The sequence below is a fragment of the Streptomyces sp. NPDC053079 genome (assembly GCF_044546695.1).
Classification (GTDB): domain Bacteria; phylum Actinomycetota; class Actinomycetes; order Streptomycetales; family Streptomycetaceae; genus Streptomyces.
Genome location: NZ_JBITZJ010000002.1, coordinates 486297 through 507539 on the forward strand (window position 1 = coordinate 486297; position 21243 = coordinate 507539).

General features: G+C 71.5%; 17 protein-coding genes. 5 read left to right on the top strand and 12 right to left on the bottom strand.

The genetic code is table 11. The features are described from left to right. Nucleotides 1-469: 469 nt before the first annotated feature. The 3 genes from ACIGXW_RS09500 to ACIGXW_RS09510 all read left to right on the top strand — a co-directional run bounded on the left by ACIGXW_RS09500 (nt 470) and on the right by ACIGXW_RS09510 (nt 4430). Nucleotides 470-1792 (top strand): PhoH family protein, encoded by a 1323-nt coding sequence (locus tag ACIGXW_RS09500; protein WP_399571630.1) that lies wholly within the window; start codon nt 470-472, stop codon nt 1790-1792. 406 nt (nt 1793-2198) lie between these two features. Continuing rightward, nucleotides 2199-2930 carry a transglycosylase SLT domain-containing protein gene (locus ACIGXW_RS09505; RefSeq protein ID WP_399571632.1) on the top strand — a complete coding sequence of 244 codons (732 nt, stop codon included), beginning with the start codon at nt 2199-2201 and terminating at the stop codon, nt 2928-2930. Between the two features lie 126 nt (nt 2931-3056). Next, on the top strand, nt 3057-4430 hold the full coding sequence (locus ACIGXW_RS09510) for an AI-2E family transporter (protein ID WP_399571635.1): 1374 nt from the start codon (nt 3057-3059) through the stop codon (nt 4428-4430). A gap of 67 nt (nt 4431-4497) precedes the next feature. Here the strand turns inward: ACIGXW_RS09510 and ACIGXW_RS09515 are convergent, their stop codons facing one another. Beyond that, entirely contained in the window at nt 4498-5031 is a 534-nt protein-coding gene (locus ACIGXW_RS09515) for an alkyl hydroperoxide reductase (protein ID WP_071965633.1), read from the bottom strand. A gap of 11 nt (nt 5032-5042) precedes the next feature. Continuing rightward, nucleotides 5043-5597, bottom strand: a complete 555-nt coding sequence (locus ACIGXW_RS09520; RefSeq protein WP_071965632.1) for a peroxiredoxin — start codon at nt 5595-5597, stop codon at nt 5043-5045. 132 nt (nt 5598-5729) lie between these two features. Here ACIGXW_RS09520 and ACIGXW_RS09525 point away from each other — a divergent pair, with 132 nt between their 5' ends. Continuing rightward, the gene (locus tag ACIGXW_RS09525) at nt 5730-6695 is read left to right on the top strand and encodes a LysR substrate-binding domain-containing protein (protein WP_399571638.1); all 966 of its coding nucleotides are present in this window, start codon (nt 5730-5732) and stop codon (nt 6693-6695) included. Nucleotides 6696-6760: 65 nt separating this feature from the next. Here the strand turns inward: ACIGXW_RS09525 and ACIGXW_RS09530 are convergent, their stop codons facing one another. From ACIGXW_RS09530 to ACIGXW_RS09550, 5 genes are all read right to left on the bottom strand, one after another. After that, entirely contained in the window at nt 6761-9076 is a 2316-nt protein-coding gene (locus ACIGXW_RS09530) for an ABC transporter permease (protein WP_399571640.1), read from the bottom strand. Further along, the gene (locus ACIGXW_RS09535; protein WP_399571642.1) at nt 9073-9759 is read right to left on the bottom strand and encodes an ABC transporter ATP-binding protein; all 687 of its coding nucleotides are present in this window, start codon (nt 9757-9759) and stop codon (nt 9073-9075) included. The genes ACIGXW_RS09530 and ACIGXW_RS09535 overlap by 4 nt, the downstream gene beginning before the upstream one ends. Continuing rightward, nucleotides 9756-10280, bottom strand: coding sequence for a PadR family transcriptional regulator (locus tag ACIGXW_RS09540; RefSeq protein WP_399571644.1), 525 nt, complete (start codon nt 10278-10280; stop codon nt 9756-9758). The genes ACIGXW_RS09535 and ACIGXW_RS09540 overlap by 4 nt, the downstream gene beginning before the upstream one ends. 98 nt (nt 10281-10378) lie before the next feature. Continuing rightward, entirely contained in the window at nt 10379-10600 is a 222-nt protein-coding gene (locus ACIGXW_RS09545) for a hypothetical protein (protein ID WP_360906511.1), read from the bottom strand. Further along, the gene (locus ACIGXW_RS09550) at nt 10597-11523 is read right to left on the bottom strand and encodes an SPFH domain-containing protein (protein ID WP_399571646.1); all 927 of its coding nucleotides are present in this window, start codon (nt 11521-11523) and stop codon (nt 10597-10599) included. The genes ACIGXW_RS09545 and ACIGXW_RS09550 overlap by 4 nt, the downstream gene beginning before the upstream one ends. A gap of 241 nt (nt 11524-11764) precedes the next feature. Between ACIGXW_RS09550 and ACIGXW_RS09555 the strand changes: the two genes are divergently transcribed. Next, complete coding sequence (locus tag ACIGXW_RS09555; protein WP_399571649.1) at nt 11765-14038, top strand: transglycosylase domain-containing protein; 2274 nt, start codon at nt 11765-11767, stop codon at nt 14036-14038. Nucleotides 14039-14110: 72 nt separating this feature from the next. Here ACIGXW_RS09555 and ACIGXW_RS09560 read toward each other — a convergent pair whose 3' ends face one another. From ACIGXW_RS09560 to ACIGXW_RS09580, 5 genes are all read right to left on the bottom strand, one after another. Further along, complete coding sequence (locus ACIGXW_RS09560; protein ID WP_399571651.1) at nt 14111-15574, bottom strand: catalase; 1464 nt, start codon at nt 15572-15574, stop codon at nt 14111-14113. A 153-nt stretch (nt 15575-15727) separates the two neighbouring features. Continuing rightward, nucleotides 15728-18112, bottom strand: coding sequence for a SpoIIE family protein phosphatase (locus ACIGXW_RS09565; RefSeq protein WP_399571654.1), 2385 nt, complete (start codon nt 18110-18112; stop codon nt 15728-15730). Nucleotides 18113-18153: 41 nt separating this feature from the next. Then, nucleotides 18154-18864, bottom strand: a complete 711-nt coding sequence (locus ACIGXW_RS09570; RefSeq protein ID WP_177338406.1) for a class I SAM-dependent methyltransferase — start codon at nt 18862-18864, stop codon at nt 18154-18156. Between the two features lie 79 nt (nt 18865-18943). Continuing rightward, nucleotides 18944-19633: a DUF402 domain-containing protein gene (locus tag ACIGXW_RS09575; protein WP_071965618.1), complete on the bottom strand. Its 690-nt coding sequence runs from the start codon at nt 19631-19633 to the stop codon at nt 18944-18946. Nucleotides 19634-19744: 111 nt separating this feature from the next. Beyond that, nucleotides 19745-21139, bottom strand: a complete 1395-nt coding sequence (locus ACIGXW_RS09580; RefSeq protein WP_399571657.1) for a class II fumarate hydratase — start codon at nt 21137-21139, stop codon at nt 19745-19747. Between the last annotated feature and the right edge of the window lie 104 nt (nt 21140-21243).

Here is a 21243-nt window from a genome sequence, read left to right on the forward strand (position 1 = left end):
GCGCCCGAGGGCCTTCCGGCCGGGGGTGCGGGGGTTGTCCCCCGCAGGATGCAGCCTGCGCGCGCTGCGGGACTACGCCGCGCGACACCGCAGGTACGGGAACTGACGGAACGCCGGTTCGGGTAAGGGTGGCACGGCAGTACGAGTAACGGTGGATTAATCGTTCACCTGCTCGTCGCATATGCCGTTGCATGGGCAAGCGGTCCAGCGGGAATATCCCCTGCAGGCCGACGGTCGGAACTGCGACCGTCGCTCTGCCAGCGAGCGGCATGGGGCCGCCCGCCCGGGAGGCCCTTTGCACCAGGACGACGACCGTACGGACCGAGCGGACCACAGGGTCCGCGCGGCCGCCGCGGCGGGCCGGTCGGCCGGCCCCCCTGGAAGGGCATGGACCCGGCCCACTCCCCGCGCCCCCGTTCCTCACGACGGCGGTGCGCCCTTACCTCTGCACGAGGGGGTTCGTCCACCCGTGGTGACCAGCAAGCAGCGCCGTGATAGCGACCGGCGCACCTATGTCCTCGACACCAGCGTCCTGCTGGCCGATCCAGGAGCCATGTCCCGCTTCGAGGAGCACGAGGTCGTGCTGCCCGTGGTGGTGGTCACGGAGTTGGAGGCCAAGAGGCATCACCCCGAGCTCGGCTACTTCGCCCGCAAGGCCCTGCGCCTGCTGGACGAGTACCGGGTGCAGTACGGCCGGCTCGATTCGCCGATCCCGATCGGCGAGCTGGGCGGCACGCTCAGGGTGGAACTCAACCACTCGGACCCGGGCATACTGCCCGCCGGCTACCGCCTCGGCGACAACGACTCGCGCATCCTCGCGGTCGCACGCAACCTCCAGGCCGAGGGGTACGACGTCACCGTCGTCTCCAAGGACCTGCCGCTGAGGATCAAGGCGTCGTCCGTCGGACTGCTGGCCGAGGAGTACCGCGCCGAGCTGGCGATCACCGACTCCGGCTGGACCGGCATGGCGGAGCTCACCGTCACGGCCGAGCAGGTGGACGAACTGTACGCCGCCGAGCGCGTGCACGTACCGGCAGCCTGCGAACTCCCGGTGCACACCGGGCTGGTGCTGCAGTCCGAGCGGGGCAAGGCACTCGGCCGCGTCGCGGCGGACGGTTCGGTCCGGCTGGTGCGGGGCGACCGCGAGGCGTTCGGGATCCATGGGCGCAGCGCCGAGCAGCGCGTGGCGCTGGACCTGCTGCTGGACCCCGAGATCGGGATCGTCTCCATGGGCGGCCGGGCCGGTACGGGCAAGTCGGCGCTGGCGCTGTGCGCCGGGCTGGAGGCCGTGCTGGAGCGCCGGCAGCACCGCAAGGTGATGGTCTTCCGCCCGCTGTACGCCGTGGGCGGGCAGGAGTTGGGCTATCTGCCGGGCAGCGAGGCCGAGAAGATGAGCCCGTGGGCCCAGGCCGTCTTCGACACGCTCTCGGCGGTGACGACCTCCGAGGTCATCGAGGAGGTCGTGGGGCGCGGCATGCTCGAGGTCCTGCCGCTCACCCACATCCGCGGCCGGTCGCTGCACGACGCGTTCGTCATCGTCGACGAGGCCCAGTCGCTGGAGCGCAACGTCCTGCTGACCGTGCTGTCGCGGATCGGCGCCAACTCCCGGGTGGTGCTCACCCATGACGTGGCGCAGCGCGACAACCTCCGGGTCGGACGGTACGACGGGGTGGTCGCCGTGGTCGAGAAGCTCAAGGGCCATCCCCTCTTCTCACACGTGACGCTGACGCGTTCGGAGCGTTCGCCCATCGCGGCGCTGGTGACCGAAATGCTGGAGGACGGCCGCATCTGAGGGGACTGGGGCGGGGCTGAGCAGATACGTACGGCGGCGGCGCGCGGCGAAGCCAAGGAGCTTAGCCGCGCGTTGTCGTGCCGCGTCGAGGTTTCCGTGAAAGCGCAGGAGTAAACGGAGTGTGAGCTTTCCCACGTGACCGGGAATTGCCTCCGAGCGTGCCGTTCGGGCAGAGTCTGGGTCCTGTCAGGCCCCGCATACGGCACTTGAGTCCCTCCAGGGACAGTGCTTCACCAGCAAAACTGAACAGCGTCGCCGTATGCCGCCCGAGCACATGCGGACCTCCTTCGCGGGAGGGCCCACCGGGTCCGTGCCTCCAGTGACCGGCCGGTCCCTCGTGGGGCCGGTGCAATCGGAGGCCAGCGCCAGGGGCACGATCGCGTCCGCGAGGTCACCCATGCGGGCGATGCTGGAAGGAAAACGTGTGAGCCGGATTTCTGTCCGGGGATTCGCCGTGGCCTCTGCCACCGCGGTCACCACCGTCGGCGCCGTTGTGGGTGTCGCCGCGGGCAACGACCAGGGCGCGACCGACAGGGTCGAGGCCACCGCTGCCGACGCGACGCTTCTCGCGGACATCCCCGCAGGACAGAACGTCCAGGCCCAGACCGCTTCCCTCACGCAGCAGGCGGACACGCAGGCCGAGGCCGCCGACACCGCCGCGAAGAAGGACGCCGAGGAGTCCGCGCGCAAGCAGGCCGCGGAGGACGCCACCGCGAAGAAGGAAGCCGCTGAGGAAGCGGCGAAGAAGAAGGAGGCCGAGGAGAAGGCCAAGGAGCGCGACAAGGAAGAGGTCAGCAGCCGTTCGGCTACGCGTGACGCCTCTTCGTTCGCGGTCAAGGGCTCCTACTCGGTCGCCGAGGTCCAGGCCATGGCCCGGCAGATGGTCCCCGCGGACCAGTTCCAGTGCTTCAGCAACATCGTGAACAACGAGAGCACCTGGGACTACACCGCCACGAACCCGTCCTCGGGTGCGTACGGCCTGGTGCAGTCGCTGCCCGCCAGCAAGATGTCCTCCGCGGGCGCCGACTGGCGGACCAACCCGGCCACGCAGATCAAGTGGGGCCTCGGCTACATGAACGAGTCCTACGGCAGCCCCTGTGGCGCCTGGTCGTTCTGGCAGGCCAATCACTGGTACTAGGCCCCCGGGCCTTACCCCGTACAGCTGTCGAAGCCCCCGGCCGATGCGGCCGGGGGCTTCGTCGTATCCGGGGAGAGGTAACGTCGACGCGGATGGTCACGGGGGAGTGGGGGTAGAGGAAGAAGAATGTCCAGATTGCCACGATGGGTCGGAGGCCTCGGTACGGGGCTGATACGGCTCGCCGAACGGCTCGACGCCCGCAAGGCGGGTACGGGGCCCGAAGCCGAGCCCGAACCCGCGCCCCGGTCCGCGTCCGTACGCCCGTCAGCTCCCGGTCCCGACTCGGATCCGGCCGTCATGCCCGCACCCGAGCACGTCCCCCCGCCGCCCGGCGGGGCGCCCGCCGCGGCCGGCCCGCGGCCCGATCCCGTCGCCGCCGTCCCCTGGGGCGTGCGGGTCGCGGCCGAGGTCGGCTGGCGGCTGCTGGTGCTGGCCGGAACGCTGTGGGTGCTGATGCGGGTCATCAGCGCCGTGCGCCTGGTGGTGCTGGCGTTCGTCGCCGGCCTGCTGATCACGGCGCTGCTGCAGCCGACCGTCGGATGGCTGAAACGGCGCGGTGTGCCGCGCGGGGTCGCCACCGCGATGACGTTCGTCTCCGGCTTCGTCGTCATGGGCCTGGTCGGCTGGTTCGTGGTGTGGCAGGTCACGGAGAACCTCGACGACCTGTCCAAGCAGGTGCAGCACGGTATCTCGGAGCTCAAGCGCTGGCTGCTCAACAGCCCGTTCCATGTCACCGAGGACCAGATCAACAACATCGCCGACAAGCTCAGCGAGGCGATCGGCACCAACACCAAGGACATCACCACGGCGGGCATAGAGGGCGTCCAGGTGATCATCGAGGTGCTGACCGGCATCCTGCTCGCGATGTTCAGCACGCTCTTCCTGCTCTACGACGGCCCCAAGATCTGGCAGTGGCTGCTCAAGCTGGTGCCGACCGCGGCCCGTGAGGGCGTGGCGGGCGCGGGCCCGCGCGCGTGGGCGACGCTGACGGCCTATGTGCGCGGCACGGTGATAGTGGCCCTGATCGACGCGATCTTCATCGGCATAGGGCTGTTCTTCCTGGACGTGCCCATGGCCGTGCCGCTGGCCGTGTTCATCTTCCTGTTCGCCTTCATCCCGCTCGTGGGTGCGGTCGTCTCCGGTGCGCTGGCGGTCGTGGTGGCGCTGGTGACGCGCGATGTGTTCACGGCGGCGATGGTGCTGATCGTGGTCCTCGCGGTGCAGCAGATCGAGGGCCACGTCCTGCAGCCCTTCATCCTCGGCCGTGCGGTGCGCGTCCACCCGCTGGCGGTGGTCCTCTCGGTGGCCGCCGGTTCCCTGGTCGCCGGCATCGGCGGCGCGGTGGTCGCGGTGCCGCTGGTGGCGGTGACCAACGCGGTCGTCGGATATCTGCGGGCCTACGCGAAGGAGGCCGCCGAGAAGGCGGCGCGGGCGAGGCTGGACGTCACGCCCGAGGAGGCGGCGGCGGTGGCGGCACCGCCACACTCGCCCCCCGCGTGACACACGCATGACGAAGCGGGCCCCGACCTCTGGTGAGGTCGGGGCCCGCTTCGGCGTCGTGCGACGGTCAGCCGTTCAGCACGGCCTCGGCGTCCAGGGTGGCGCCGACGGCCTGGAGGACCGAGGCGATCTTGAACGCTTCCTGGATCGTCTCGCGCTCCACGCCGGCCTTGCGCAGCACCTGCTCGTGGGAGTCGAGGCACATGCCGCAGCCGTTGATGGCGGAGACCGCCAGGGACCACAGCTCGAAGTCGACCTTCTCCACGCCGGGGTTGCCGATGACGTTCATCCGCAGACCCGCGCGCAGGTTGCCGTACTCCGGGTCCGACAGCAGGTGCCGGGTCCGGTAGTAGACGTTGTTCATCGCCATGATCGCGGCAGCGGCCTTGGCGGCGGTGTACGCCTCGGGGGAGAGGTTGGCCTTGGCCTCCGGCTCCAGCTCGCGCAGCACGATCGGCGAACGGGTCGCGATCGCGCAGGAGAGCACGGTGCCCCACAGCTGCTGCTGCGGAAGGTCGGAGTTGCCGATGACCGAGCCGAGGTTCAGCTTCAGGTCCTTGGCGTAGTCCGGTATGGCGGACTTCAGCTCATCGAGCGCCATGGGGAATCAGCTCACTCGCCGGCGAGGAGCTTGACGGCGTCGAGGGTGTCCTCGCCCTTGGACCAGTTGCAGGGGCACAGCTCGTCCGTCTGCAGCGCGTCGAGGACCCGCAGGACCTCCTTGGGGTTACGGCCGACGGAGCCGGCGGTCACCATGACGAACTGGATCTCGTTGTTCGGGTCCACGATGAAGACGGCGCGCTGGGCGTAGCCGTCCTCGCCCTCGACGCCACAGGCCTGCATGAGCTCGTGCTTGGCGTCGGCCAGCATCGGGAAGGGCAGGTCACGCAGGTCGGCGTGGTCCTTGCGCCAGGCGTGGTGGACGAACTCGGAGTCGCCGGAGACGCCGAGGATCTGGGCGTCACGGTCGGCGAACTCGTCGTTCAGCTTGCCGAAGGCCGCGATCTCGGTCGGGCACACGAAGGTGAAGTCCTTGGGCCAGAAGAAGACGACCTTCCACTTGCCCTCGTAGGTCTTGTTGTCGATCTGCGCGAAGGCCTTGTCCGCGTCGAGGTCCACACAGGCGGTCAGGTCGAACTCGGGGAACTTGTCACCGACAGTGAGCACGCGCTCTCCTTGCAACGGAGGAAAGCCCTGTTCATGGGGTTTCCTGCGGGTTGGACGAGAACCACAGTGCCACAGGAGGCATTGATAGCGGAAATAGCTAGACTGGGTCGTGTTGATCGGAGGTGGTTATCAATGACGTCGTCCATAGCCCAGCCCGTGCCGCCGGCGCGGCCCCGCCAGCCCAGCTTCGCCCAGCTCCGGGCGTTCGCCTCCGTGGCCGAGCACCTGCACTTCCGGGATGCCGCGAGCGCCATCGGGATGAGCCAGCCCGCCCTGTCGGGGGCCGTCTCGGCGCTGGAGGAGCTGCTCGGGATTCAGCTTCTCGAGCGTACGACGAGAAAGGTACTGCTCTCTCCCGCGGGTGAGCGGCTGGCCGCCCGGGCCCGTACGGTGCTCGACGCCGTCGGCGACTTCATGGAGGAGGCCGACGCGGCCCGCGCGCCCTTCACGGGCGTCCTGCGGCTCGGCGTCATCCCGACCGTGGCGCCCTACCTGCTGCCCATCGTCCTGCGCCTGGTCCACGACTCCTACCCGGACCTCGACCTCCAGGTCCACGAGGAGCAGACCTCCTCCCTGCTGGACGGCCTCACCCAGGGGCGGCTCGACCTGCTGCTGCTCGCCGTGCCGCTCGGCGCGCCCGGCGTCACCGAAATCCCCCTGTTCGAGGAGGACTTCGTCCTCGTCACGCCCTGCGACCACTGGCTGGCCGGGCGGGGCGACATCCCCCGTGCCGCGCTGCGCGAGCTGGACCTGCTGCTGCTGGACGAGGGGCACTGCCTGCGCGACCAGGCCCTCGACATCTGCCGCGAGGTGGGGCGTACGGAGGGGACGCCGATGACGACGAGCGCGGCCGGGCTGTCCACGCTGGTCCAACTGGTCGGCGGCGGCCTCGGGGTGACCCTGCTGCCGCGCACCGCGCTGCGCGTGGAGACCGGGCGCAGCGACCGCCTCGCCACCGGGTACTTCGCCGAGCCCGCGCCCTCGCGGCGCATCGCGCTGGCCATGCGGTCGGGGGCGGCGCGGCAGGGGGAGTTCGAGGAGTTCGCGGCCGCGCTGCGGGTGGAGCTGGGGCGGCTTCCGGTGCGGATCGTCGACTGAACCGCCGTACGGGCAAGGGGTGCTGACCCCCGTCCAGTGCCCCTTGCCCGTACTTCCGGTGCGGTCTACTCCGCCCGGAGTCCGTCCGGGCGCATCATGCGCCACAGCGGTGGCAGCGCGGCGAGCGTGACGAGCGCGATGACGCCGAGGCCCAGGCCCACGACGGGCAGGAAGGCGAACCGGTCCGGTACGGGGACGTCGAACGGCGACAGCATCGACCGGCCGAGGGCGAGCCCTCCCAGGACGGCGAGCGGCATGCCGAGGGCCACCGGGACCGCGGTCTGCCACACCACCGACCAGGCCACGGTCGAGCGGGGTGCCCCGAACGCGGCGAGCGTGGCCAACGGCCGCCTGCGCTCGCGCAGTTGCTCCACCGTGGTCAGCAGCAGGCTCGTCGCGACCAGGCCCAGGGTCATGGCCGCCGCCCAGGGCAGGATGCCCAGCATGGTGCCGTACTCACTGGCCCCGTCCTGATCGGGGAGGTACCGGATCTCATGACCGGGGCCGATGGCGGCGCTGGTGTTGCGGACGTGTTCCAGGGCGTCCGGGAACGGCGGTAGGAGCTGGACCAGCAGGTCGGCGCCGGCGTCCGGCAGGCCGCGGACGTCCACGGCGGAAGGGGTGGCCAGCACCGCGGCGTCGACCGGCCGGAAGTCGGACGTGTCCTGCCGTGTCACCACGGGAGCCGTCGCCGGCACGGTCCAGCGCGGTACGTCCCCGGCGTCGCGCCGCAGGCTGAGGTCCGTGCCGGGCCGCACCGGTACCGGGTTGTGCGGGGTGCCCCGGTCGACCACGAAGACGTCGCCGTCCGCGCAGGACTCCAGCCCGGCCGCCCGGCGCAGGGACGCGCAGTCACCGACGGCGAGCGTGACGATGCCGCGGTCGCCGGCCCGTGCCACCGGGACGTGTGTCAGGCCGGCCACGGACCGGACGCCCCGCGTGCCGCGGAACCGCTCGGCGAGCGCCCGTGCGTCGTCCCCGGGCCCCAGCCGCATCGACACGCCGACGACGTCCCGCTCCTCGGCCCACGACGACGCGGGAGCGCCCACGCCGGCGAGCAGTGTCTGTACCGCGATCGCACCGGCCACCGCGACGGTGATGCCGGTGACGGCCCGGGAGGCGGGGCCGCTGTCCAGCTGCAGCCGCCGGATGGCGAGCTGCCAGGACGGCGGGCCGCCGCGCAGCCGGCGGACGACGGCTTCGACCAGCCAGGGCAGCAGCGTGACGACGCCCAGGAGGACCAGCGTGCTGCCGACGACCGCACCCAGACCCCGGTAGTCGAGCATCCCTTCCTCCGCCGCGATGCGGAGCCGGAGGGCGTACGGCGCCAGCACCACCAGGCCCGTCACGGGCACGGCGATCCGCCACCACATCCGGCGCCGCGGTCGCGCCTGCCCGCGCACCACGCCCAGCGGCTCGATGGCGACGGCGCGCAGCGCGAACAGGGCGATGACGACGGCCGCCAGCGGCACCCCGAGCACGATCAGCGCGAGGGACAAGGGGCCCGGCGTGAAGTCGGCCGGGAAGAAGCCGGTGCCCCGCAGGGACAGCCGCGGCGCGAACTGCCGGGCGCCGGCGAAGAGCGCCCCGCCGAGCGCGAGGCCGAGCAGCGAGGCGCACACCGTCTCGCCGGCCGCGACGCGGCGCGTCGTGCGGTTGTCCGCGCCCACCAGCCGTAGGGCGGCGAGCCTGCGATCGCGGCGTTCGCCGCCGAACCGCACGGCCGTGGCGATGAGCACGCACACCGGCAGCAGCAGGGCCGCGCAGGCCATGCCGCCCAGCAGCGTCTCGGCGGGGCCAGGCTGGGGTTCGCCGAAGCCGTCGCCGAAAGCGGTGATGCGTGAGGGTTCCGTCGGGAGGTGGCCGCGGACGGCGAGATGGTCGTCGCCCGCGTAGTAGAGGAGCTCGTCGGGGCCCTTGAGCCCCTGGTCGCCGACGGTGCCGGCGATGCGGTGGGGCAGCCGCTCGCGCAGCAGCGCCCCCCGTTCGGAGGTGAGCAGATCGCGCAGGGCGGGGGAGACCGCCATCTCGCCCGGCGCGGGCAGTGCGGTGACGCCCGGCGGCTTCGGCGCCCGCGGCCCCTCCGGCCGCAGCAGCCGGCCCCGGATGCTCCGGCCCCGGTAGACGGTGTCGGCCTCCTGCACCAGCAGGGTCGCCGCACCGGCCCGGTCGGCCGTCCGGCCGTCGTCCCCGCGCGCCTCGGCCCGGGTGTTCCGGGCGTCCAGCGCCTGCGGCAGCGCGGCGGCGAACAGGAGCAACGCCACACCGATGCCGACGCCCGCCGCCGTCAGGGCGGTGCGTAGCAGGCCCGCGCGGCCGCCGGTGACGGCGAAGCGCACCCCCATGGCCAGGTCGCGGGCCCAGCCGCGTAAGACGGTCACCGCGCACCCGCCATGTCCCGTGCCCTGCCGTCGCGCACGATGACCTCGCGGTCGGAGTAGGCGGCGATCCGGGCGTCGTGCGTGACCAGCACCACGGCCGCCCGGGTCTCCCGCGCGGCGTCCGTCAGCAGCTCCATCACGCGCTCGCCGTTGAGCGAGTCCAGGGCGCCGGTGGGCTCGTCGGCGAAGATCACCCGCGGGGCGGTGACCAGGGCCCGGGCCACGGCGACGCGCTGGCCCTGGCCGCCGGAGACCTCGCCGGGGCGCTTGGCGCGGGTGTCGGACACCTCAAGGCGCTCCAGCCACCGCAGGGCCTGCTCCTCGGCATCCTTGCGCCGGAGGCCGCCCAGCCGGAGCGGCATGGCGACGTTCTCGACGCAGGTCAGCTCGGGTATGAGCCGGCCGAACTGGAAGACGAAGCCGAAGTCGCCCCGCCGCAGGGCGCTGCGCCCGGCGTCCGGCATCTTCGTCAGCTCGTGGTCGCCGTAGCGCACGGAGCCGGCGTCCGGGCGCACGATCCCGGCGAGGCAGTGCAGCAGGGTGGACTTGCCGGAGCCGGAGGGGCCCATGACGGCGACGACCTCGCCGGGGTGGACGGAGAAGTCCGCGCCGTCGAGCGCGACGGTCAGCCCGTAGGACTTGCGCAGGCCCGTGGCGGCGAGGATCGATCCGGCGGGCGTCATGTGCGCACCGCCGAGGCGAGCTGGTCCAGGCGGGCGGCGGTCAGCTCCAGCCAGCGCAAGTCGGCCTCCAGGTGGAAGAGCGCGTGGTCGCAGATGAGCTGGTCGGCGAGGTCGCCGCCGCGCTTGCGCCGGGTGAGCTCGCGCATCAGGCGCAGGTGCTCCGAGCGCTGGCCGTCGAGGAGGTCGGCCGCGTCGCGGCCGGTCAGCAGCGCGAGGACGACCTTCGTGTAGAGCGTGGACTGCAGATACGGCTCGGGCTTCTCGGGCTGGGCCAGCCACTGCCCGACGTCGGTGACGCCGGCGTCGGTGATGGCGTAGCGCTTGCGGTCGGGGCCGCCGCCCTGTTCGACCCCGTCCACCTCGACCAGGCCGTTCTTCAGCAGTCGCGACATCGTCGCGTAGACCTGGCCGTAGTGCAGGGGCCGGTCGTGACCGAAACGTTCGTCGAAGGCGCGCTTGAGGTCGTAGCCGTGGCGGGGTCCGGACTCCAGCAGGCCGAGGAGCGTGTGTCCGATAGACATGGAAAGGACTCTACATCGCGTGTATACACGCTGTGTATAGGCGTGCATGAAGAAGCCGGAGCCCCAGATGGTGCCCGGTTGCTCCGGCTTCGTCCCGGTTACTCCGACTTCGGGGGGCGGCCCTGCTTGCGGATCGCCCCGACGTCCTTCGGCAGCCGGCCGGCGTCGGCCAGGGCCTTGCGGAGCAGGAACTCGATCTGCGCGTTCGCGCTGCGCAGCTCGTCGTTCGCCCAGCGGCTCAGCGCGTCGTGGACAAGCGGGTCGAGCCGCAGCAGCACCTGCTTGCGCTGCTGCGGCCGTCGGGGCCGGTCCTCCGTCACTGGTAGAGGGTGCCGGTGTTCAGGACGGGCTGGGCGGCCCGGTCACCGCACAGCACCACCATCAGATTGCTGACCATGGCCGCCTTCCGTTCCTCGTCCAGTTCCACGATGCCCTGCTCGCTGATCCGCTCCAGGGCCTGCTCCACCATGCCGACCGCGCCCTCCACGATCAGTTTGCGGGCGGCGACGACCGCGCCCGCCTGCTGGCGCTGGAGCATCGCCGAGGCGATCTCGGGCGCGTAGGCCAGGTGGGTGAAGCGCGACTCGATGATGCGCACGCCGGCCGCCTGGACCCGCAGGTGCAGCTCGGCGGCGAGCTTCTCGGTGATCTCCTCGGCGTTGCCGCGCAGCGAGAGGGCGTCCTCGTCGTGCGCGTCATAGGGGTACTCGATGGCGATGTGCCGCACGGCGGCCTCGGTCTGGGTGGAGACGAACTCCTGGAAGTCCTCCACCTGGAACATCGCCTGCGCGGTGTCCTCCACCCGCCACACCACGACGGCGGCCAGCTCGATGGGGTTGCCGTACGCGTCGTTGACCTTCAGTACGGCGGTCTCGTGGTTGCGGACCCGGGTGGAGAGCTTCTCGCGGCTGGTGAAGGGGTTGACCCAGCGCAGGCCCTCGGTGCGGATCGTGCCGCGGTAGCGGCCGAAGAGCTGGACGACCTGGGCCTCGCCCGGGGAGACGGTGTTCAGCCCGCACATCGCGATGACCGCGGCGAGGGCCACGAGGATGCCGGCGGGGATGAGCGCCACGGACAGGGGCTTGCCTATGACGGCCCCTGCGACGACGGCCCCGGCGCCGGCGAGCAGCCCCAGGAGGCCGAGCAGCAGGGCCAGGCCGCCGCCGATGTCATTGGCCGCGACCTCGCGGACCGGCGGCCTCGACGTGGTGTCCGGCGTGGCGCCGGAAGTGGTCTCGGACATGGGTGAGCCCCCCTGTTCATGCTGGCTGCGCGGCGGCCGGAGCGTGCCTCGCACTGTCTAGCAAAGTGATAGCACATTATGGCCCTGTACGGTTTCCCGCACTACGCCGTACCGGGTTCCCGCCATCCGGGGTGCTGTATGTCACGTCCGTTATTGCCGTGATCGATGGGCGTTTGGCGGCAGATGCGGTGTTAGCTTCGTGAGCTGGGTTGGGGGCGGACGGACTGGAGCTACGGGAGAGATGGGCCGAGCGGACGCGCGACGAGCGCAGAAGAAGGGCAGTAGCCCTGAACGGGGCGGCAAGAAGCCCAAGAAGACCGGCATACGCCGGTTCTTCACCTGGAAGTTGCTGCTTGCCTACTTCCTTGGTGTGATCGCCCTGGGGTTGGGGTCGTTCTACGCCCTGTACCTGTACGTGGACGTGCCCGGCAAGGGCAACGAGGCCGCGAAGGCGCAGAGCAACGTCTACAAGAACCAGAAGGGCGAGGTGATCGCCCGCCTCGGCGAGGTCAACCGCGAGGAAGTCCCGCTGACGAAGGTTCCCAAGGACGTCCAGAACGCCGTCGTCGCCGCCGAGAACAAGAAGTTCTGGACCGACCCCGGCGTGGACCTCAAGGGCACCGCGCGCGGCATCCTCAACACCGTGATGGGCCGCGGCAAGCAGGGCGGCTCGACGATCACCCAGCAGTACGTCAAGAACTACTACCTGGACCAGCGTCAGACCGTCACCCGCAAGGTGAAGGAGCTGATCATCTCGCTGAAGGTCCAGGACCAGAAGCCGAAGGAAGAGATCCTCGCCGGCTATCTGAACACCAGTTACTTCGGCCGCAACGCCTCCGGCATCCAGGCGGCGGCCCGCGCGTACTACGGCAAGGACGTCGACAAGATCACCCTCGAGGAGGGTGCCTACCTGGCCGCGCTGCTCCAGGCGCCGAGCCAGTACGACTGGGGGACGGCCAGCGACGCCGGCAAGAAGAACGTCGAGGCCCGCTGGAACTACGTGCTCGACAAGATGGTCGAGCAGAAGTGGCTCGACCCGGGCAAGCGCCAGACGATGAAGTTCCAGCCGCCTGGCCAGCCCAAGGCCCCGGAGGGCCTGACCGGCTCGAACGGCTACCTCGTGCAGGCCGCCCGGCAGGAGATGATCCGGGACCTCAAGCGTCAGGGCCGCCCGGAGAGCGACTTCGCGGCCGGTGGCTGGACGATCACGCTCAGCATCGACCCGAAGAAGCAGGCCGCGCTGGAGAAGGCGGTCAAGAACAAGCTGACCGACGACCTGGACCCCAAGGCCCGTGAGGTCGACGGCCATGTGCAGCCCGGCGCCGTGTCCGTGGACGTCAAGACCGGCCAGGTCGTGGCGCTCTACGGCGGCCAGGACTTCATCAAGCACCAGACGAGCAACGCCACGCGCGGCGACTTCCAGCCGGCTTCCACCTTCAAGCCGCTGATCCTCGCCTCGGCGCTGCAGAACGGCTCGAAGACGCAGGACAAGAAGCCGATCACCTCCTCCACCACCTACGAGGGCACCAACAAGCGCCCCGTCGTGGACAAGGGCACTCCGGTCGGCTTCGCCCCGGAGAACGAGGACGGCTACTCCGAGCCCGCGGTCACCGTCCAGAAGGCGATGAACGACTCGGTCAACTCCGTCTTCGCGCAGATGGCCGTCGACGTCGGTCTCGCCAAGGTCAAGAAGACCGCCGTCGAGCTGGGCATGAAGGGCGACTTCGAGGAGGTCCCCTCCCTGTCGCTGGGCTCCATGGGCGCGAGCCCGCTGGAGATGGCGGGCGTCTACGCCACGCTCGACAACCACGGCAAGAAGATCAACCCCAGCATCATCAAGTCCGTGTCCTGGAAGGGTGAGGCGTACAAGCTCCCCAACCCGGTCACCGACCAGCGCGTGGTCTCCCGCAACACCGCCGACGGCGTCACCGGCGTCATGACCGGCGTGGTCGACGACGGTACGGCGAACGTCGTCAGCAGCAGCCAGTACCAGGTGGCCGGCAAGACCGGTACCTCCGACGACAACAAGTCCGCCTGGTTCACCGGCTACACCCCCGGCCTGGTCACCTCCGTCGGCGTCTTCGGCGAGGGCCCCGGCGGCAAGCAGGTCTCCCTGCAGGGCACCGGCGGCGGCGGTCGCGTCAACGGTGGTGGCTATCCGGCCAGGATCTGGGCCGCGTACACCTCCTCCGTCTTCGACGACGACGAGGACAAGTCGAAGTTCGACCTGGACACCGAGGACGGCTTCGTGGCGCCGCAGGCTCCGGCCGGGACCCCGTCCGTGGGTGCGACCCCGTCGGCCGGCCGCAACACCCCGTCCGGTACGCCGTCGCCGCGCACCCAGTCGCCGACGTCGACGCCGGGCCGGCAGACGCCGACGAACAAGCCGACGCCGCCGACGAACAAGCCGACGCCGCCCAAGCCCACCCCGCCGACACCGGGCCCCACCGCGCCCACCGGCAACACGGGCGACCCCTCGGGCACCCGCCCCAACGGCGGCATCGCCACCCCCTGAGCCGACGCACAGGCGAAAGGACCGGCCGCCCTCCCCGTGCGGGGAGGGCGGCCGGTCCTTTCCGTGCGGCGCTCAGCCGCCGTTGACCCTGGTGGCGATGCGGTCGCCCACGTTCTTGTCGATGTTGCGCCAGTACTGCAGCGCCCGGTCCAGCACGGGCCTGCTCACGCCGTCCTGCAGATGGCCGGCCACGTTGGACACCAGCCGCTCGCGCGCGGCGTCGTCGAGGACCTGGCGGACCATGGTGCCGGGCTGGCCCCAGTCGTCGTCCTCGCGGTGCAGCCGGTAGGCCTCGCGCACCATCTCGCCCGAGGCCGCCCAGCCCGCGATCTCGCCGAAGCGGCCGGTGTCGGCCGCCGGGCCGCCGTAGGAGTTGGGCGCGTACGGGCGGGCCGTGTTCGCCGGCTCGTAGCGCATGGGGCCGTCCTTGGCGTACGAGTTCACGGAGGAGTGCGGGCGGTTGGGCGGCAGCTGGGCGTAGTTCGGGCCGATGCGGTAGCGGTGGGTGTCGGGGTAGGAGAAGAGCCGGCCCAGCAGCATCTTGTCGGGGGACGGGCCGATGCCCGGGACCAGGTTGGACGGCTCGAAGGCGGCCTGCTCGATGTGGACGAAGAAGTCGTCCGGGTTCCTGTCGAGCGTCATCCGCCCGACCTCGATCAGGGGGTAGTCGCCGTGCGGCCACACCTTGGTCAGGTCGAAGGGGTTGAAGCGGTAGTCCGCCGCGTCCTCGAACGGCATGACCTGCACGTACATGGTCCACGAGGGGGCGTCGCCGCTGTCGATGGCCTCGAACAGATCGCGGCGGTGCTTGTCGGCGTCGTGCCCCGCCAGCTCGTCCGCCTCCGCCTGGGTGAGGAACTCGATGCCCTGGTCGGTCTTGATGTGGTACTTGACCCAGAACCGCTCGCCTCCGCCGTTGACCCACATGAACGTGTGCGAGCTGTAGCCGTTCATGTGGCGCCAGGTCTTCGGGATGCCACGGTCGCCCATCAGCCAGGTGACCATGTGCGCGGACTCCGGGGAGAGCGTCCAGAAGTCCCACTGCATGTCGTTGTTGCGCAGCCCCGTGCGCGGATGGCGCTTCTGGCTGCGGATGAAGTCCTGGAACTTCTGCGGGTCGCGGACGAAGAAGACCGGGGTGTTGTTGCCGACGAGGTCGTAGTTCCCGTGCGCCGTGTAGAACTTCAGAGCGAACCCGCGCGGGTCGCGCCAGGTGTCCGGCGACCCCTGCTCGCCGGCCACGGTGGAGAAGCGCGCCAGCATCTCGGTGCGCCGGCCGGGCTGGAAGAGGTCCGCCTTGGTGAACTGGCTGACGTCGTTGGTCACCTGGAAGGTGCCGTAGGCGCCGCCGCCCTTGGCGTGCACCACCCGCTCGGGGACCCGTTCGCGGTTGAACTGGGCCATCTTCTCGATCAGATAGTGATCCTGGAGCAGGATGGGGCCGGTGTCACCGATGGTGAGCGAGTGTTCGTCGCTCTCCACCGGGATGCCGACGTTGTTCGTGGTGTACGGGGTGTTCTGCGCCGAGTCGGTCATGGGATGCCTCCCGGAACGGGGAATGGTGAGGGCGGGCCGCTGCCGCGCCCTCCACCCGAGCCAGTGAACTCCTGCCGACAGCGTGTCGGCAACAGAGCCCTGGACACTGTCCAGAACTTCACCCCGTACGGCCCAACCCGGCCGCCGGCCGCCTCAGCGTCCGTGCGCCGGCAGGGTCAGCTCGAACCACACCACCTTCCCCGTGCTCAACCGGGTGGCGCCCCACCGCCGGGCCAGCTTGTTCACCAGGTACAGCCCGCGCCCGCCCTCGTCCGAGGGGCGGGCCTGCCGCAGCCGCGGCAGCTGCGGCACGTCGTCGCCGACCTCGCAGCGCAGCACGTCCGTGCGCAGCAGCCGCAGCGTTATCGGCCGTTCCGCATAGCGCACGGCATTGGTGATCACCTCGCTGACCAGCAGCTCCACCCCGTCCGACAGCTCCTCCAGGCCCCAGCGCGTCAGCGCGCGACGGGCCAGGCGGCGCGCCTGACGGGCGGTCTGGGGGCGCGGGTCGAGGAACCAGTACGCCACGTCGCTCGGCGCGATGCCCTCGAAGCGTGCCGCGAGCAGGGCGATGTCGTCGTCCCGGTCGCCGGGGCCGAGCATGCCCAGCACCTCGTCGCACAGGGGCTCCAGCGGCGGCGGATTGGGGCCGGTCAGCCGGGCCGTGTCGATCAGCCGCTCGCGCAGCTGCTCTATGCCGGTCCACACGTCCCGTATCCGCGACTCGACGAGGCCGTCCGTGTACAGCAGCAGCGTCGCCCCGGCGGGTGCGTCCAGCTCCACGGCCTCGAAGTCCACCCCGCCCACGCCGATCGGCGCGCCCGGCGGCACGCGCAGCACCTCCGCACGGCCGCCGCGGTGCAGCAGGACGGGCGGGGGATGGCCGGCGTTGGCGATCACGATGCGGTGGGCGACCGGGTCGTACACCGCGTACAGGCAGGTGGCCATGCGGTCGCTGCCCAGGCGCTGCGCCTGCTCGTCGAGGTGGTGCAGCACCTCCTGCGGCGGCAGGTCCAGGCCCGCCAGGGTCTGCGCCGTGGTCCGCAGCTGGCCCATGATCGCGGCGGAGGTCATGGAGTGGCCCATGACGTCCCCCACGACCAGCGCCACCCGGTTGCCGGGCAGCGGGATCGCGTCGTACCAGTCGCCGCCGACGCGGGCGGTCTCGGCGGCCGGCAGATAGCGGCTGGCCAGTCGGACACCGGTCGGCTGGGGCAGGGAGTCGGGGAGCATCGTGCGCTGCAGCTCGTCCGCGATGTAGACCTCGCGGCCGTACAGGACGGCCTTGTCCACGCCGAGCGCGGTGTGCGTGGCCAGCTGCGCCGCCACCAGCAGGTCGTCGCCCTCGAACGGCGGCCGGTCCAGGCGGCGGATGAACACTGCCGCGCCGATCACCCGCCGCCGGCCGCGCAGCGGCGCCAGGATCGTGCGGTGCCGCTCCGGTACGTGCCGGTCCTCGCCGAGCAGCTCCGGCAGGGCCGCCCGCGCGGCTGAGGAGTCCCCGAAGACGGGCCGGACACCCCGCAGCACCTCCGCGAGCGGCCCGCCTATGCGCACCTCGCACCGCTCCGCGGCCTCGACGGCCAGCTCGGGCCCGGGGTCGGGCCGCTCCGGCGGGCCGTCGCCGTCGTCCAGGCCGCGGACGTACTCGGGCAGCCGGTCGGTGCGCCGCAGCCGCAGCACGACGGGGCCCACGGGCCGCTCGTCGCCCACGGGCAGGGGGTCGCGCAGATAGACGAGGATCGCGTCGGCGAAGGTCGGCACGGTCGCCCGGCACAGCCCCAGCACGATCTCGTCCAGGTCGATCCCGCGGGCGATGCGGCGCGTCGCGGCCCCGACGAAGCGCAGCCGCTCGCCGCCGCCGGAGGTGCCTGTGGGGGCCCGCACGGTGTCGGCGGTCCCCGGCCCGTCCCCGCCGGTCCCGTCGCGGGGCGGCACCCCCCGGCCGGCCTCGCCCCCACCACGGGCGGCACCGGACACCCCACCGCGCCGCCGCGACCCGGCTCCGCCCGAGCCGCCGGCGGCGGCGGACGCGGTCGAGGCGTGCGTCCGGCCGTCCGCGGGCCGGCCCTGCGCGCGCGGACCACGGCCGGTGGCGGGCGCCGCCGCGGCCGCGGCGTTCCGCCGCGCGGCCCGGGCGCCGGCGCGGGTCTTGCCGGGGGCGGTGCCGGTGGGGGCGTGCGTCCCGCGGTCCGTGGGGGCGTCCCCCGCGTCCGCCGGGGCGTGGGTTCCGCAGTCGGCGTCCGGGGCGCTCTCGTCCGCGGGTGAGTGCGTCCCGCGGTCCGTGGAGGCGCTCTCCGCGTGGGCTCCGCGGTCGCCGTCCGGGCCGCCCTCGTCTGCGGGGGAGTGCGTCACGCAGGCCCCCGCCGACGCGTCGCCGCATGCCTGGGCCTCGGCGTCGGGGTGCTGCCGCTCGCCGGTACGGTCCGTTCCGTCGGGCTGCCGGGGCAGCCGCGCGCCGACGCCGGGCACGTCGGCGCCCGAGCGCGGCGCGGCGGCGGTGCGCTGTCTTCCGTGGGAGTTGGGATGCTCCGTCACGCGTGGGGTTCCATCCGTCGGGGCCGTGCGCACACGCGCGGTCAGGCGCGGCGCAGGTTGAGGAAGAGCTGGATCTCGGGTGGTACGTCCGTACTCGCCGGGGCGTACGCCAGCGAGCTCTCCCCGGCGATGTCGAATCCCGCGTCACGCACGACCTGGCGCAATTCGTCCCGCAGGTAACCCGATACCCGGATCGTGTTCCCCAGGAACGGGATCGCGTAGTCGTCGACGTCGGCCTCGACCATCGAGAGCGCCAGCAGCCCCCCGGGTCTGAGCAGGTCGTGCAGCATCCGCAGCGCGTGCGGGATCTCCGGGCGCGGCAGCATCAGCAGGGCGAAGAACGCGGCGATGCCGTCGAACGTGCCCAGGTGCCCGTCGCGCAGATCGGCGAGGTCGCCCAAGTGGAAGACGGCGTCCGGCACATGGCCGCGGGCGAGGTCGAGCATGCCGGGGGAGATGTCGTTGCCGACGACCTCGTGGCCCGCCTCCACCAGCTGACGGGCGGTCGGCAGGCCCGTACCGCAGCCGACGTCCAGGACGCGGGAGCCGGGCGGCAGGGCGGCGGCCAGCCAGGCACCGGCCGCGAGCTGGCCCTCCTTGTGCGGGAAGGCCTCGTCGTAGCGGTCGCCGATGGCGTCGAACGCCTCGGCCTGACCGCTGCGGTCCAGGCCTAACCGGGCGTAGCCGGCGTAGTCCCGCTGGTCGTCACCGCTCACGGCTCCGCCCTTCCTGTGACTGTGACTGTCTTTCATCGTGCCGTGCTGTGCAGTATCGCGGAGGCCGATCCTACGGTTGTCTCGCGGGGGATCGGCAAGCGGTTCACGCCCCGATTCACGCCCCGATGCGCGCCGGAGTGCGATCCCAGTCGTCGGGCAGCGCCGGCACGGGCCAGGCCGGGTCGGGCCGCCAGCCCTCCCAGCCGCCGGTGAACGGCGGGCCCCAGGACTCGATCAGCTCGACCGCCGCGCGTCCGGCGGCCCGTACCTTCTCGGCCCGGTCGGCGGGCATCAGGCCCGCGCGCTGCGCCTGCGCGAACTCGTCCTCGTCCTTCCACTCCCAACTGCGGTCGGGGTAGACGGCGATGTCCAGGAAGTGGTCCTCGGAGTCGACGCCGCCGGCCCAGCGCGCGAGCGGTTCCTCGAGATTCACGTACCAGTTCCGAAAGCGCCAGTCGAGGTCCCAGAAGAGCCAGACCGACCAGGGCTCGCCGGGCCGGGCGAGCTTGAGCACACCGGGGCCGAACCAGCGGGTGACCGCGGTGGTGCGCGGCTTGGTGTAGCGCGTGGCCAGGGGCTCGTGGTGGATGGGGGTGCCGTCGGCCAGCAGCGGCTTGACGCAGTCGGTTCCGGGGGCCATCCAGACCGCGAGCAGCTCGTCGGTGTCCTGGACCACGGTGACGGGACGACAGATGTGGACGGCGCTGGAGGCATTGGAGCGGTAGCGCCAGAGGATCTGGTCCCCGGGCGCCCAGTGGGCGCTGTCCGCCGTTTCCGTCGCGTCGTCCGTCGTCTCCGCTGTCATGCGCAGATCTTAGGTGCCCGTGCCACGAATGCGCCGTGATGTGCGCCGCAAAGGTCCGGTCCAGCGGGCGCGCGCCCTGCGCCCGCCGGGACCCGTCGGGACCCGCCGGATCTACGGGCGGGTCATGCGCAGCACGTCCAGGGCCTCGTCGAGCTGCTCCCTCGTCAGCAGCCCGCGGTCCACGTAGCCCGATTCGAGGACGACCTCGCGGATGGTCTTGCGCTCGGCAAGGGACTTCTTGGCCACCTTGGCCGCCTCCTCGTAGCCGATGTACCGGTTCAGCGGGGTGACGACGGAGGGCGAGGACTCGGCGTACTCGCGGGCCCGCTCGACGTTGGCGGTGATGCCGTCGACCGTGCGGTCGGCCAGCAGCCGGGAGGCGTTGGCCAGCAGCCGCACGGACTCCAGGAGGTTCTTCGCCATCACGGGGAGCATCACGTTGAGCTCGAAGTTTCCGGCGGCGCCCGCCGTGGCGACGGTGGCGTCGTTGCCGGTGACCTGGGCGGCCACCATCAGCACCGCCTCGCAGATGACCGGGTTGACCTTGCCGGGCATGATCGAGGAGCCGGGCTGGAGGTCGGGCAGATTGATCTCGGCGAGGCCGGTGCGCGGGCCCGAGCCCATCCAGCGGATGTCGTTGGCGATCTTGGTGAGGCCGACGGCGATGGTACGCAGCTGGCCGCTGGTCTCCACCAGGCCGTCGCGGGCGCCCTGGGCCTCGAAATGGTCGCGGGCCTCGGTCAGCGGCAGCCCCGTGGTCCGCGCGATCTCCGCGATCACGGCGCCCGAGAACCCGGGCGGGGTGTTGATGCCGGTGCCCACCGCCGTACCGCCCAGGGGCAGTTCGGCCAGCCGGGGCAGCGAGGAGCGCAGCCGCTCGGCGCCGTAGCGGACCTGGGCGGCGTAGCCCCCGAACTCCTGGCCCAGGGTGACGGGCGTGGCGTCCATCAGGTGCGTACGACCGGACTTCACGACCGTCGCGAACTCCTCGGCCTTGCGCTCCAGCGAGGCGGCCAGATGGTCGAGCGCCGGGATGAGGTCACCGGTGACGGCGGCGGTGGCCGCGATGTGGATGGAGGAAGGGAAGACGTCGTTCGACGACTGGCTGGCATTGACGTGGTCGTTGGGGTGGACGGGGCGGCCGAGCCGCTCGGAGGCGAGCGTGGCGATGACCTCGTTGGCGTTCATGTTCGAGGACGTGCCCGAGCCCGTCTGGAAGACGTCGATGGGGAAGTGGTCGTCCCAGCGGCCCCCGACGACCTCCTCGGCGGCTGCCCCGATGGCGTCCGCGACGTCCTCCTCGATCACCCCCAGGCCGGCGTTGACCTTGGCCGCGGCGGCCTTGATCCGGCCCAGCGCCTCGATGTGCGCGCGCTCCAGGCGCTGCCCGCTGATGGGGAAGTTCTCGACGGCGCGCTGGGTCTGGGCACGCCACTTGGCGTCCGCGGGCACCCGCACCTCTCCCATCGAGTCGTGTTCGATCCGGTACCGCCCACTGTCGCTCATCGTCTTCTACCTCCTGACAAACAAAGCGTTTGTCTCGTTCACCGTGTTCCCAAAAGGCACTACCGACTAGTAAATACCGCGAGTAACAACTGAACTCGTGGAGG

What these genes read in the sequence shown, in the direction of transcription:
- ACIGXW_RS09505 (WP_399571632.1), top strand. Translation starts at nt 2,199, where the DNA reads ATGCTGGAAGGAAAACGTGTGAGCCGGATTTCTGTCCGGGGATTCGCC.
- ACIGXW_RS09510 (WP_399571635.1), top strand. Translation starts at nt 3,057, where the DNA reads ATGTCCAGATTGCCACGATGGGTCGGAGGCCTCGGTACGGGGCTGATA.
- ACIGXW_RS09515 (WP_071965633.1), bottom strand. Translation starts at nt 5,031, where the DNA reads ATGGCGCTCGATGAGCTGAAGTCCGCCATACCGGACTACGCCAAGGAC.
- ACIGXW_RS09525 (WP_399571638.1), top strand. Translation starts at nt 5,730, where the DNA reads ATGACGTCGTCCATAGCCCAGCCCGTGCCGCCGGCGCGGCCCCGCCAG.
- ACIGXW_RS09535 (WP_399571642.1), bottom strand. Translation starts at nt 9,759, where the DNA reads ATGACGCCCGCCGGATCGATCCTCGCCGCCACGGGCCTGCGCAAGTCC.
- ACIGXW_RS09540 (WP_399571644.1), bottom strand. Translation starts at nt 10,280, where the DNA reads ATGTCTATCGGACACACGCTCCTCGGCCTGCTGGAGTCCGGACCCCGC.
- ACIGXW_RS09550 (WP_399571646.1), bottom strand. Translation starts at nt 11,523, where the DNA reads ATGTCCGAGACCACTTCCGGCGCCACGCCGGACACCACGTCGAGGCCG.
- ACIGXW_RS09555 (WP_399571649.1), top strand. Translation starts at nt 11,765, where the DNA reads ATGGGCCGAGCGGACGCGCGACGAGCGCAGAAGAAGGGCAGTAGCCCT.
- ACIGXW_RS09560 (WP_399571651.1), bottom strand. Translation starts at nt 15,574, where the DNA reads ATGACCGACTCGGCGCAGAACACCCCGTACACCACGAACAACGTCGGC.
- ACIGXW_RS09570 (WP_177338406.1), bottom strand. Translation starts at nt 18,864, where the DNA reads ATGAAAGACAGTCACAGTCACAGGAAGGGCGGAGCCGTGAGCGGTGAC.
- ACIGXW_RS09575 (WP_071965618.1), bottom strand. Translation starts at nt 19,633, where the DNA reads ATGACAGCGGAGACGACGGACGACGCGACGGAAACGGCGGACAGCGCC.
- ACIGXW_RS09580 (WP_399571657.1), bottom strand. Translation starts at nt 21,139, where the DNA reads ATGAGCGACAGTGGGCGGTACCGGATCGAACACGACTCGATGGGAGAG.